Source organism: Tautonia sp. JC769 (assembly GCF_040717455.1).
Classification (GTDB): domain Bacteria; phylum Planctomycetota; class Planctomycetia; order Isosphaerales; family Isosphaeraceae; genus Tautonia.
This window is the reverse complement of record NZ_JBFEFH010000008.1, coordinates 223,034-235,299: the sequence shown is the minus strand read 5'-3', so window position 1 is coordinate 235,299 and position 12,266 is coordinate 223,034. Positions and strand designations below refer to the sequence as shown.

General features: G+C 69.9%; 12 protein-coding genes. 5 read left to right on the top strand and 7 right to left on the bottom strand.

Features of this window, described 5'->3' with window-relative positions; all coding sequences use genetic code 11:
* Positions 1-163: 163 nt before the first annotated feature.
* Entirely contained in the window at positions 164-1,555 is a 1,392-nt protein-coding gene (locus tag AB1L88_RS11135) for a DUF1501 domain-containing protein (RefSeq protein WP_367096729.1), read from the bottom strand.
* 216 nt (positions 1,556-1,771) lie between these two features.
* Here AB1L88_RS11135 and AB1L88_RS11130 point away from each other — a divergent pair, with 216 nt between their 5' ends.
* The 3 genes from AB1L88_RS11130 to AB1L88_RS11120 all read left to right on the top strand — a co-directional run bounded on the left by AB1L88_RS11130 (position 1,772) and on the right by AB1L88_RS11120 (position 4,089).
* The gene (locus AB1L88_RS11130) at positions 1,772-2,398 is read left to right on the top strand and encodes an isochorismatase family cysteine hydrolase (RefSeq protein WP_367096728.1); all 627 of its coding nucleotides are present in this window, start codon (positions 1,772-1,774) and stop codon (positions 2,396-2,398) included.
* Between the two features lie 139 nt (positions 2,399-2,537).
* On the top strand, positions 2,538-3,368 hold the full coding sequence (locus AB1L88_RS11125; protein ID WP_367096727.1) for an HD domain-containing protein: 831 nt from the start codon (positions 2,538-2,540) through the stop codon (positions 3,366-3,368).
* 109 nt (positions 3,369-3,477) lie between these two features.
* Entirely contained in the window at positions 3,478-4,089 is a 612-nt protein-coding gene (locus AB1L88_RS11120) for an HAD-IA family hydrolase (RefSeq protein WP_367096726.1), read from the top strand.
* A gap of 77 nt (positions 4,090-4,166) precedes the next feature.
* Here AB1L88_RS11120 and AB1L88_RS11115 read toward each other — a convergent pair whose 3' ends face one another.
* Complete coding sequence (locus tag AB1L88_RS11115; RefSeq protein WP_367096725.1) at positions 4,167-5,666, bottom strand: aldehyde dehydrogenase family protein; 1,500 nt, start codon at positions 5,664-5,666, stop codon at positions 4,167-4,169.
* A 105-nt stretch (positions 5,667-5,771) separates the two neighbouring features.
* Between AB1L88_RS11115 and AB1L88_RS11110 the strand changes: the two genes are divergently transcribed.
* Positions 5,772-6,278 carry a hypothetical protein gene (locus AB1L88_RS11110; RefSeq protein WP_367096724.1) on the top strand — a complete coding sequence of 169 codons (507 nt, stop codon included), beginning with the start codon at positions 5,772-5,774 and terminating at the stop codon, positions 6,276-6,278.
* 18 nt (positions 6,279-6,296) lie between these two features.
* Here the strand turns inward: AB1L88_RS11110 and AB1L88_RS11105 are convergent, their stop codons facing one another.
* Genes AB1L88_RS11105 through larC form a run of 4 tightly spaced genes read right to left on the bottom strand, consistent with a single transcriptional unit; the run spans position 6,297 to position 10,005 of the window.
* Entirely contained in the window at positions 6,297-7,550 is a 1,254-nt protein-coding gene (locus AB1L88_RS11105; RefSeq protein WP_367096723.1) for a glycosyltransferase, read from the bottom strand.
* The gene (locus AB1L88_RS11100) at positions 7,547-8,083 is read right to left on the bottom strand and encodes a hypothetical protein (protein ID WP_367096722.1); all 537 of its coding nucleotides are present in this window, start codon (positions 8,081-8,083) and stop codon (positions 7,547-7,549) included. Before AB1L88_RS11100 ends, AB1L88_RS11105 begins: the two co-directional genes overlap by 4 nt.
* A complete protein-coding gene (locus AB1L88_RS11095; protein WP_367096721.1) occupies positions 8,080-8,664 on the bottom strand; it encodes a hypothetical protein in 585 nt (194 codons plus the stop codon). The genes AB1L88_RS11100 and AB1L88_RS11095 overlap by 4 nt, the downstream gene beginning before the upstream one ends.
* A gap of 27 nt (positions 8,665-8,691) precedes the next feature.
* On the bottom strand, positions 8,692-10,005 hold the full coding sequence (larC, locus tag AB1L88_RS11090; protein ID WP_367096720.1) for a nickel pincer cofactor biosynthesis protein LarC: 1,314 nt from the start codon (positions 10,003-10,005) through the stop codon (positions 8,692-8,694).
* Between the two features lie 363 nt (positions 10,006-10,368).
* Here larC and AB1L88_RS11085 point away from each other — a divergent pair, with 363 nt between their 5' ends.
* Positions 10,369-11,631 (top strand): hypothetical protein, encoded by a 1,263-nt coding sequence (locus AB1L88_RS11085; protein WP_367096719.1) that lies wholly within the window; start codon positions 10,369-10,371, stop codon positions 11,629-11,631.
* Between the two features lie 56 nt (positions 11,632-11,687).
* On the opposite strand, the gene AB1L88_RS11080 is transcribed toward AB1L88_RS11085, so the two are convergent.
* Positions 11,688-12,113 carry an ester cyclase gene (locus AB1L88_RS11080; RefSeq protein ID WP_367096718.1) on the bottom strand — a complete coding sequence of 142 codons (426 nt, stop codon included), beginning with the start codon at positions 12,111-12,113 and terminating at the stop codon, positions 11,688-11,690.
* Positions 12,114-12,266: the final 153 nt, after the last annotated feature.

Genomic DNA, 12,266 nt, shown 5'->3' with positions numbered 1-12,266 from the left:
AGCGAACCCATTTCAAAATCCACAAACCGACACGAGACAACAGTTTACGCCAAATCGACCGAGCGAGCACTCGGCGCACCAGCCCCCGTCCGCCCTACAGCTCGGCCGGGTCAATCGGCACCGCGCCGGGCCGTCTCCATCGGGGCAACTGCATCACCTCGGCTTACGACCAGGGAATGGGCCGACCGCGGTTGATCGGCAAGGGGCGGCCGAGGGGGTCGTGGAGCTCGATCGTCGGGTCGATGCCGAACGCCTGCAGGATCGAGGCCCCCAGGTCGGCGGGCGAGTACGACGCGGTCGTCGGGAACGAGGCGAGCCGATCGCTCGCGCCGAGCACCCGGCCCCGGCCCACCCCCGCGCCGAACGCCAATGCACTGAAGACGCTCGGCCAGTGGTCGCGGCCGTCCGGCTTGGCGCCGGCCCCGCCCTTGATCGGCTGGCCGACCCGAGGAGTCCGGCCGAACTCGCCGGTCACGATCACCAGGATCTCATCACTCAAGCCCCTCGCGTCCAGGTCCTCGGCCAGGGCCGACACGGCCAGGTCGAAGGGGGGGCAGAGGATGTCTCTGTGCCGCTCGAAGTTCTTCTCGTGCGTGTCCCAGACGTTCGACTCTCCCAGGTTCACCTGCACCAGGGGCACCCCCGCCTCGACCAGGCGACGCCCCAGCAGCAACCCCTGGCCCATCAGGGTCCGGCCGTATCGGTCTCGGACCCTCGGGTCTTCCCGATCCAGGTCGAACGCGTCTCGGCAGGTCCGCGAGGTGATGATGGCGATCGCCCGGCGGCGGAAGTCGTCCATCGGGGCCGATTCTGCCCGCCGATCCAGCTCGGCGCGGGCCGCGTCCACCGCTTCCAGCAGCGACCGACGCCGATCGAGCCGACCGATCGACAGCCCCTCGGGCAGTTCCAGCGCCTCGGGGCCGAACCCGGGGGCCGTCGGGTCGCCGAGGATGTGCCAGGGGTCGAACCTCGGGCCGAGGAAACCGGCGTTCTGCCCGGGGAAGACCGCCCCCTCGAACGTCAGGTTCGTCGGCAAGATGACGGCGTGCGGCAGGCCCTCCGGGGCCGTCCGAGTCGCCGCCAGTACCGCCCCCAGGTGCGGCTGGTCCTTCCGAGAGGCCGCCACTCCCGTCCCCGGCGGCACCTCGTCCACCCCGCCGAGCAGGCGATGCACGGCCAGTTCGTGCACCGGGCTGGTCGTCCGCATCGACCGGATCAGGGTCATCCGATCGACGGCCTTCGCGAGCCTCGGCAGATACTCCCCGAACCGGACGCCCGGGATCGCCGTGGCGATCGAGTCGAACTCCCCCCGGACCTCGCGCGGGGCCTCCGGCTTCGGGTCGAACGTCTCCAACTGGCTCGGGCCTCCGGGGCAGAAGGCGAGGATCACCCCCCGGATCGGTCGCGCCGTACCCGTCGCACTCGAAGCCGAACCCAAACCGGAACCGGAACCCCGAGCCTGCCCCCGGAGGACCTCCGAGAGGCCCAGCCCGAGCCACGACAGCGACCCGACGCGCAGCACATCCCGACGCGAAACCGCGGCTCGGCATCCCATCGGCAGGGACCTCATCGAAGGGCGATCGCCCGGTGTCGAGGGGGGGCACGAGGGCCGGCCGACGACGGGCCTCGGCCGAGATCGACCGTTTCGCCCGCGTCGGTTATCTTCATCATCGTATCGACCGTCTCACCCGAATCTCAAGATCCCGTTTCACTCGGACTGTTCGGGCAAGGTCGCCCGATCCCCACTGGCAGCGACCAGGAACTCAGACCCATGCGGCAGCGTCGTTATGTCTTCGTCGACGTGGACACCCAGCGCGACTTCCTCGACCCCGACGGCTCGCTCTCGATCGAAGGGGCCGCGGCGATCCGGCCCAACCTGGCCCGCCTGACGGCCTTCGCCCGCGATCAACGCATCCCCGTCATCGCAACCGCGTGCGCCCACGATCGCGATGAGCCGGACCCCGAGCCGTTCCCCGAGCACTGCATCGTCGGCACCCCGGGGGCCGACCGGATCGAGGAGACCGATTGGCCGGGCAGCCTCGTCATCGGCCCCGACGATCATTTCGAGCCGCCGTCCACCGTCCCCGAACACCTGACCATCCAGAAGCGCCGCTACAATTTCTTCTCGCATCCCGAGGCCGCCCGCGTCATCTCCTGGTACGGTCGGAGCGAACCGACCTTCGTCGTCTACGGCGTGGCCACCGATAACTGCGTCGCCTGCGCCGTCCGGGGGCTCCGAGACCGCGGCTACCGGGTCGTCGTCGTGACCGACGCCATCGAGGCCGTCGATCCGACCGCCTCCGAGGCCGTCCTGGCCGAATTCGACCGCCTGGGCGTCGAACGCACCACCACCGAGGCCGTGTGCGGGGGTCTTTGGCTGGAGCCGGCGAGGCGATGAGCCCCAAGGCCCTCAAGGCCCCCGTCGCATCCGGCGAAGCCTTCCGCGCGAGCCGACCCGGGGCGTACAATCACCCATACGTTGTTCGGGATGCGGCCGAACCGGCCCCCACGATGCCCGCCAACGCCGAGAATCAGCCATGCGACCGGACAAGTACAAGCGACGCCAGCAGGCCCCGCGGGCCGACGACCGGCTCCGGCAGCAAATCGCCCAGGAGGCGGCCCGTCGGCTCTACCCCAAGATCGCCCCCGAGGCGGGCTCCGGCCCGCTCGGGCAGGCGAGCGAGGCCGACTACTCGACCGCCAAGCGACAGGCCGCCGCCGTGCTCGGCCGCCGCATCCGGCCGGGCGACCTGCCGACCGATACCGAGGTCCGCGAGGCCGTCGTCACCCTCGCCCGAGACCGCGCCGAGGCCGAGGCCGCCGGCGCGGCCCCCCCGGCCCCCGAGCCGGAACCCGACGCCGAACCCCCGCGCCTGGCCGACCACCTCGACCGCTTCGCCCTCTACAAGCTCCGGCTCGATCCGCTCGAATCGGTCAAGCAAAGCGCCCGATCGCACCCCGAGGGAGACGCCCTCTATCACAGCCTCCAGGTCTTCGAGCTGGCCCGCGCCGAGCGGCCGTTCGACGAGGAATTCCTGCTGGCCGCCCTCCTGCACGACGTCGGCAAGGCCATCGATCTGGGCGATCACGTCACGGCCGGCCTGGAAGCCCTCGACGGGGCGATCCCCGAGCGGACCCGATGGCTGATCGCCCACCACCGCGAGGCCCGGGCCGCCATCGACGCCGCCCCCGGGGGCCGGGCCCGCCGCGTCCCCGGCATCGAGGCCGACGAGCAATCCCTCGAAGACCTGCTCCTGATCGGCCGGCTCGACCGCGACGGCCGCGTGCCCGGCGCCCCGGTCCCGACCGTCGAGGAAGCCCTCGCGTACCTGAAAGGGCTGGAAGACGAAGCCTATCTCGACGATTGAGGACGCACCGATCCGCCGAAGGCGTTGAGTCAATTTCTCCCGATCCGCCCGCCCGGTCGATCCTTCCCGAAGGCCCGGGCGTGCGTCGCCCCTCCGAGGTCCTTGACCGATGCACGACAAGCCCACCCTCTTCTTCGACGTCGGCGGCGTCCTGCTGACCAACGGCTTCGACACGAGCAGCCGGCAGCTCGCCGCCCAGCGGTTCGGCATCGACTACCAGGAGTTCCAGACCCGGCACGAGATGTCGAAGACCGCCATCGAGACCGGCCGGATCACCCTGGATACCTACCTGCGCCGGACCGTCTTCTATCGCCCCCGGACCTTCTCGATGGACGAGTTCCAGGAGTTCATGTACAGCCAGTCGCAGCCGATCGAGGATGCCCTCGAATGGGTCCGCACCCTGGCCAGACGCGACTCGTGCTACCTGTTCACCCTGAACAACGAATCGCGCGAACTGCATGAGTATCGCGTGCGGACCTTCCGGCTCCACGAGGTCTTCCGAGGGTTCCTCACGTCGTGCTACCTCGGCCTGGCCAAGCCGGACGACGCGATCTACTCGGCGGCGCTCGGGATTGCCGGGTGCTCGAAGACGCGGGCCCTGTTCATCGACGACCGCCCCTTGAACGTCGAGGCGGCCCAGGCCGCCGGATTCCAGGCGGTGCTGTACACGGGAGTCGAGCCGCTCCGGGAGTTCCTCAAGGAGCACGGCATCGATTCGTAGGCGGTGGAAGCCGTCGTCCGGGTTCCGTCGAAGGAGTCAGACATCCGAACGAGTTGAACGGACCATGATCGCGTTCCTCACCGATGGACAAGCCGACGATAGACCCGCAGGACTCGCCCCAGGCGGTTCGAGTAGGGGAAAACCTGGGGCCGAGGGGCCTTGATCGACCGCGAGACGACGGTCCGGGGGGCGGTCATCTCGACCAGGCCCTCCGCGCCGTGGACCCGGCCGAAGCCGCTCGCCTTCACCCCCCCGGCCGGGGCCGACGCGAGGGCGAAGAAGGTGGTCGCCTCGTTCACGCCCACGACCCCCACGTCGAGCCGATCGGCCAGCGCCCTCGCCCGCCGGCGATCGCGTCCCCAGACGCTGGCCGACAGGCCGAACCGGCTGGCATTGACCGCCTCGGCGGCCGACCGGTCGTCGGCCACCTCCCGGACGATGACGACCGGGCCGAAGATCCCTTCGAGGGCACGCTCCGGGCCTTCCTGGTCCCGATCGGCCAGCAGGACGGTCGGCCGGTAGAACGATCCCGGCCCGTCGACCGGCTCGCCCCCCGCCAGGAGCCGGGCACCGGCCGCAACGGCGGCCCGCACCCGATCGTGCACGTCGTCGCGTGCCCGGTCGGAGATCAAGGGGCCGAGGTCCACGTCCGGCCGCTTCGGGTCGCCGATCCGGATCGCCTCGGCCTGCCGGGCGAACGCCTCGGCCCAGGCTTCGGCCGGTCGATCGACCAGGAAGACCCGCTTGACCGACATGCACGCCTGACCGGCCCCGAGGAAGGCCGACCAGCGCAGGGCGGCCATCGTCCGGTCGTCGGGGGCGTCGGGCAGGACGACGGCCGCATCGAAGCCGGACAGTTCCACGACCGCCGGAGTCCCCCGCGCCCCGAGGGCCTCCAGCACGCGACGGCCGTTGTGCAGGCCCCCGGTGAAGATGAGCTTCGCCACGTTCGCATGAACGAGGGCCGATCCGACCTCCGAGCCTCCCTGGACGATCGAGACGAGCCCCTCGGGCAGACCGGCGGCGTCGATCGTCTCCTGGAGCAAGGCCCCGCAGCGGCTCGACAGCTCGGACGGCTTCCAGACCACGGCGTTCCCCGCGGCGATCGCATGGGCGATCACCGGCGCATTGAGCAGGATCGGGTAGTTCCAGGCCCCGATCACGCCGACGACCCCCAGGGGCCGCCGCTCGATCCGGGCCGGGGGCATCAGGAGCCAGCGTTGCCAGCGGGGGGATTCGGTCCGATCGCGGAGCACCCGGGCGGCGGATCGGATCGTCCAGCGCAGGGCGTCGAGGCTCGGGATCACCTCGGCGGCCATCGCCTCGCCGGCCGGCTTGCCGATCTCGGCACAGACGGCCTCGGCCAGTTCCTCGGCCCGCCGGCCGAGTTCCCGGTGCCAGCGGCGCAGGCCCTCGCGGCGACCCGACCAGGGCCGATCGGCCCAACATCGCTGGGCGATCGCCGCCCGATCGACGCATTGGGACACCCGTTCGGGGGGCGTGCCGGCGACCCGGGCCAGCTCGGCCCCGGTGCTCGGGTTGCGGGCGATCAGGGGGTCGGCAACGGCGGTCGTCATGGCCGGGGCTCCAGCCGAGGGGATCGTTCGGCACCGATCTTGCAACAAGACTTGGTATTGAGCGACGAGCGCACGGACACGATCGAGGATGAAAGGAGCGGTTTCATGACCGCGCTACGAGGGGTCAGGGGCGTCATCGCGGCTCCATTTTACCTGACGATCCCCACGGTCGTCGGCCTGGTCTTCGCGATCGTCTCGGCCTTCGGCGTCGGGATGGTGGACTGGCAGCTGCTCCGCGAGATCACCGCCTCGGCCACGTGGGCGAAGCTCGCGGGCGAGGCGTGGGTGGTGATGGTGGGAGGTGCCGCGGCCGGGCTGATCGCCGGGTCGATCGCCCTGCAGGCGGCCCGCCCGACGATCGACCTCGACCAGCCGCCGTCCTGGCTCGGCCGGGCCTCTCGGGCCATGGTCGCCGGGACGATCGGGGGCGTCCTGGCGACCATGGCCATGTTCGTTTTGCGGACCTCCGTCGGCCCCTGGGCCGCGAATCTGCTGGTCGTGGTGCTGGTGGTCGCGAGCCTGCTCTGGGCGTTGGTCGCGATCTTCCGGATCCCGGCGGAACACCTGAAGCGATCGACCGACGAGGCCAGGATGCGAGGGCTGCGGGCCTGACGAGGCGCATCGGCATGATCACCGGGTCGGTCCCGGCGGGCCGACCGCCCCTTCCGGGGTCCGGTCGGCCGGGGGGGCGGCGGCCGGGGCGCCGTACGAGGTCCCCCGCCAGGTCACGCGCCCCGTCACGCACATCCAGAGCGACCGGGCGATGATCACGTCGGAGACGAGCCCGGCCAGCGAGTAGTACATGGCGTAACCGGCCGTCTTCGGCGAGTTCAAGCGGTACATCCGATAGAGGACCGATTGCTTGAGCACCTGATGCACGACGCTCAGGCCCAGGAGCCACCAGGCAAACGGCCCGGCCTGGCCGATCGCCAGCATGACGAGCGAGGCGATCAGGGCCACGTCGCCCGTCTGGCTAAAGATCAAGGGTTCGAGGATCTTGCCGATTAAGGGGAGCGGCCTGCGGTCGTGGGCGTCGTAGAGGATGCGGCTCCAGCCTCGGATGAGGGTGGACAGCGAGGTATACATGCGAGTCGAGCTGATCTCGGGGGCGACGGCGGTCTTGACCGATCGGCCGAGGGCCTTGACCCGCCGGGCCAGGGCGATGTCCTCGACGAACCGATCGCGGACGGCCTCGTGCCCGCCGGCCGCCTCGTAGGCAGACCGCTCGATCAGGAGGAACTGCCCGTTGGCGAAGGCGAGCTTCTTGCGGTCGTTGTTGGCGGTGAACGTCGGGTAGGTCCGCATCAGGACGATCCCGGCGAGGGGGGTGACGACCTTCTCCCAGAAGGATTCGCAGCGCATCTCGGGCAGCAGGCTGGCGAGCGCCGCGTCCTGGGTGCGGGCGTATTCCATGACGATCGAGAGGCAATCGGGATGGTGCCGGGTGTCGGCGTCGAGGAACCAGAGCCACTGGCCATTGGTCTGCGGGGCGGCAAGGTGCAGGGCGTGCGTCTTGCCGGTCCAGCCGGGGGGGAGGTCGTCCGCGATCGTCAGGACCCGGACCCGAGGGTCGGCCTCGGCGGCTTCGCGGGCAATCTGAGCGGTGGCATCGGTGCTGCGATCATCGACGATCAGGATCTCCAGATTCGGATACGTTTGCGCCCGGACCGAGGCGAGGCAGGCGGGCAACGCTTCTTCCTCGTCCTTGGCGGGGATGACGGCCGTGACCCTCGGGGAGGTGTCGGCACCGTACCGGGGGGAGTTGAGGTCGAGCACGTCGAGCCATCGGAAGAAGAGGGTGATGACCACGTGCCGGACGGGCCAGGCGGCGACGATCGCGGCGTAGATCCAGAGGATCGTCTGCTCGGTAGAAGTCAGGTTCATGACGAAGGCGGGCTCGAAGTCCGGGACGGGTCCGCGTCCTCGGCGTCCTCGGGAGCGTCCGGAGGACGGGAAGGCATGGGTCGATCGAAACCAAGGATCTCGTCGAGGCGGGGCAGCGCGAGCAGTCCTAGCACCAGCGCCACGGCCCAGAACGGGCCGACGGCCGAGAGCCGGGGACGCACCGCCCAGGCGTAGGCGAAGCCGACCGGCAGGGCCAGCAGGCCCAGCAGGGCGCTGCCGACGTGCGACCAGAAGAACCAGCGGCGGCGGTGCCTCGGGTTCTCGAGGACCGGCCGGGCCGTGCCGATGAGCCGGAGGGCCGAGCCCAGGAACATCAGGATCAGCAGGATCAGGTGGGCCCAGCGATACGCCTGCTCGGGCTCCATCAGGGTGATGGCCGGTCCCCTGAGGCGCAGGAGGAGCCCGCTGCCGGCGATGATCAGGCCGTCGAGGAGCAGGACACTCATCACCGCCGATCGGGTCTGATCGAGGCAGGAGGCCGCGGCCGGTTCGAGCTGGGGATGGCGGGTCATTCGGGCACCTCGACGCTCGGGTCGTCGAGCAATCGGCGTCGCAAGTTCAAGACGAGCTCGACCTGTCCGATGGGCTGGCCGCTGGCCTCGGCGATCCGGTCGGCCGGGGCCCCCTGGTCGGCCATCGCCCAGATGCGGGCGAAGCGTCGGGCCAGGTCGTTCGAGGCCAGGGTGTTCCTCGCGGCCTCGGCCTGGGAACCGACCACACGACCCGGACCGGTGAGGTCGGGGACTCGGATCAGGGTCGGCCCCGGGCGTGGACGTTCCGGCGCCGAGTCGCCTCGCCGGGGGCGATGGCAAGGGGACGGCAGGGGCGATTGAGCAGGTCGATCGGCCCGAACTCCGGGGGCAGGCTCGGCTGTCTCCCGCGAGGGGACGGAGCCCGATCGGGAGAGGGACCGTTCGATCCGCTCGATCGCCGCGGAGAGGTCGGCGAGCCGATTGGCGACCGGGTCCGCGAGCGGCTCGGCGTGCCGGGCATCGCGTCGACGCATCCAGGAGATTCCGGCCACCGCCCCGAGCATCACCAGCGGAACCGCCTGAAGCAGGAGCAACACGAAGACCTGTGCGATCGTGAGCATAACGAGGCCCCGGGACCCATGATCGGCTCAGTGATCATGGTGATGATCATGGCCGTGGTGGTCGTGGGAATGGCCGTGGTCGTGACTGTGGCCATGGTCATGACCGTGGCCATGGCCGTGGTCGTGACTGTGGCCCTGACGGGCTTCGGCCGGGGGGGGAGGCTCGACGGGGACGGCCCCGGAGGTGGCGTGGGCCTCGTGGGCCATCCGGTAGACGTCGCGGAGCGGCACGCCCTGGTCGGCGGCGAGGCGGGCGCAGTCGTCGTATTCGGGGCTGAAGGTCGGGGGGCGGTCGGCGAGCCAGCCGAGCTTGCCGCGAACGGGGCCGAGCGGGGTCTCGACCACCGCGGCCCGGCGCCGGAGCTTGTGGCGGCTGACCGGGTAACGCCGGACGCCGAGGGTGGTCGTCTCCCGGAAGATGATCGCCTCCAGGGTGGCGAGGGTCGCCTCGGTGCCGAGGACCGAGAGCATCACGCCGGGCCGGTTCTTCTTCATGTAGATGGGGGTGACGAAGGCGTCGAGCGCCCCGGCCTCCATCAGCTTGCCGGTCGTGTAGCCGACCAGCTCGCCGGGCAGGTCGTCGAGGTTCGTTTCCAGGACCCAGACGCGATCGGCGTCGGGCGACTCGGCCACGGTGCCGACGAAGAGGCGGACCATGTTGGCCTGGCCGGGCAGGTCCTTCGTGCCCGCCCCGTGGCCGATCGTCTCGACGGTCATGGCCGGCAGGGGGCCGAAGCGTTCGCAGATGGTCGAGACGATGGCCGCGCCGGTCGGGGTGGTCAGCTCCATCTCGACGGGCGAATCGGCGAGGGGGACGCCCCGGAGCAGTTCGGCCGTGGCGGGGGCGGGCAGGGGCATCCGGCCGTGGGCCGCGACGACCGAGCCTCGGCCGGGGGGAATCGCGCTGGCCTGGAAGCGTTCGACCCCCAGCAGGTCGAGCCCGACGGCGGCCCCGACGATGTCGACGATCGAATCGACCGCGCCGACCTCGTGGAAGTGGACGGAGTCGATCGGGATGCCGTGCGAATTGGCCTCGGCCTCTCCCAGGCGGCGGAAGATGCGCTTCGCCAGGTCGGACTGGCGGGCGGGCAGCTCGGCCCGGTCGATCATCGCCTCGATCTCGGGCAGGTGGCGGTGGGCGTGCTCCTCGGGGGCGACGACCCGCGCGTAGGTCGCCCGGAACCCGCAGCGACGGACCGTCTCGAACGCCAGGTCGAACTCCAGGCCGAGCTTCCGGACGGCCCCGATGATCGCCCGCGGGTCGACACCCGCGTCGACGAGGGCGCCGAGGGTCATGTCGCCCGAAATGCCGCTGAAACAGTCGAAGTAGGCAATGCGCACCGTGACTCACACCTTTCTTGCCCAGTCGAGGGCGACCGTCGATTGTAGCCGAGCCCCCCCGCTGAGCAAGGCCGGATCGTCCGGGTCCGCATCACCATGCCTTCGGATCAGCCCCGGAGCGATTCTGATCGCAGGAGCCTCGGGATGGGGCATGGATCAATCGGGAGCCGAACACATGAATTTCCTTGGTCGCGGTGTTCCCTCCGTGGTCCGTGCGTGTGGTGAACGTCTGAAGAAAAACCCTTCCCAACATCCGGTATTGACCGATTGGGGACTCGACGCAATCATCCATCGATTCTTCCCGGGAGCGAGGATGCGTCCGATTCGGGAAGCGACCGATTCACGATTGAGACGAAGGGATTCATGACCATGCGCCCGATCATGCCGAACCGTCGAGCAACCCTGATCCTGGTGGCCTCGGCCTGCGTGATCGCCACGGTCGCCGAGGCCGGGCCGATGTATCGGGCGACTCCGCTCGGCAATCACTGGATCACCAACATCAATGATCGCGGCGATCTTCTCGTGCCGATCGACGACGATGGACGGCTTGGCACCGACTGGCTCAACGGCGACGTCATCGGCCACGGCTTCGGACCTCGGGCGGGTCAGGAGAGCAAGCTTGTCTTCGGCCCCTTGCGAGGCCCGCACGACCCCATCCCGGGCCGCGACGGCAACCGGATCTTCTACACCCCGTCCCGAAAAAACGGCATGAACAATCATGGCGATGTCGCCGGGCAAGATTGGTCGTATGACCACCGGACCGGCGTCTATGATTCGCGAGCCGTCGTCTTCCACACCGACCGTCTGCCAACCCAGGTCGGCCAGCTCGGTGGCGGGAACAGCTACGGCACGGCAGTCAATGACTCCGGCCAGGTCGTCGGCCACTCGACCACCCCCGCCGGCGTGCATCGCGCCTTCCTCGCCCAGGACGGTGAAATCCGGAACCTCGGCACGCTTCCCGGAGCCGACCACAGCGTGGCCAATGCCGTGAACGCCCACGGTGTCGCCGCCGGATTCACCAGCAGCGGCACGTTCCACGGATTCTTCGTCGGCCAGACCCCTGAGGACGGCCGCGCGGTGATCTTCCGGGACGGCGAGGTCATCGACCTGGGCACCCTCGGCGGCCAATCGAGCATCGCCGTCGCCATCAACGACCACGGACAGGTGGCCGGCACCTCGCAGACGGCCGACGGCCCGAACCACGCGTTCCTCTACACCGACGGCGAGATGATCGATCTCGGCCGGCTCCCCGAGCCCCGCGAATGGTATTCCCCCGATTCCGGTTCCGGCGCCAGCGACCTGAACAACCTCGGCCAGGTCGTCGGCGACTCCGGAGGGCGGGTCTTCCTGTTCGACGGCGAGGCTCTGTTCGACCTGGAGGATCTGCTCGAACCCGATTCGGGGATTCTGCGACTCAATCAGGCCTTCGCCATCAACGATCTCGGTCAGATCCTCGTCAATGCCCAGGATCTCAGGAACCATAGCACCAGCTTCGTTCTGACCCCGGTCGATGGCCCGCAGCCGGTCTACTTCTCGACCCCCGAGCCCTCGACCGTGGCCGTCTTCGCCACCATCGGGATCGTCCTCGCCTGGCGACGCTTCCGCCCGACCGCCGCCCCCCGGTGAGCCATTCCGACCAACCCGATTCCCCCTGGGCACACTGAAACGCGGGGTGGCCCGGATCAGGCCGGCGGATTGTCGCCCCGGAGCTGTGCGATGAGGGCGGCGCTATCCCAGCAATCCCAGCCCTCGATCATCTGGCCGTCTCGGTAGCGGATCCAGGTGATGCCCCGGAGCCGAATCGGGCGGCCCGAGGGGGGGAGGCCGAGGAAGGGTTCGCCGGTGTGGGTCCCGGTCGCGAGCCATCGGACGGCGATGTCGTCCGCGTCGCCGAGGGTCTCCTCGACGCCGATGTGGAGGTCCGGGAATGCGGCCAGGAAGGGGCGGTAGACGCGGTCCAGGAACGGCTCGGGGCCGACGAGGTCCCCCGCGGGCAGGTGGCCGACCGCGTCGGGGGCGATCAGCTCGGGGATGACCTCCGGCTTCCTGCCGTTCCAGACCTCCTCGAACCATCGGTACGCCAGGTCGCGATGCGCAATCGTCGCCATGCGATGACCCTCCTCGACTCGGGCCGGTACGCCCCGGTGCCCGACGGTCCTTGCCATCGCGGATCGGGGCCGACTCGCATCATGGCGACTGCCGATCGAACATGCCAGGAAATTTCAATCCGTCTCGCGGCCCGGCCGGAGATTCGAGCGAGC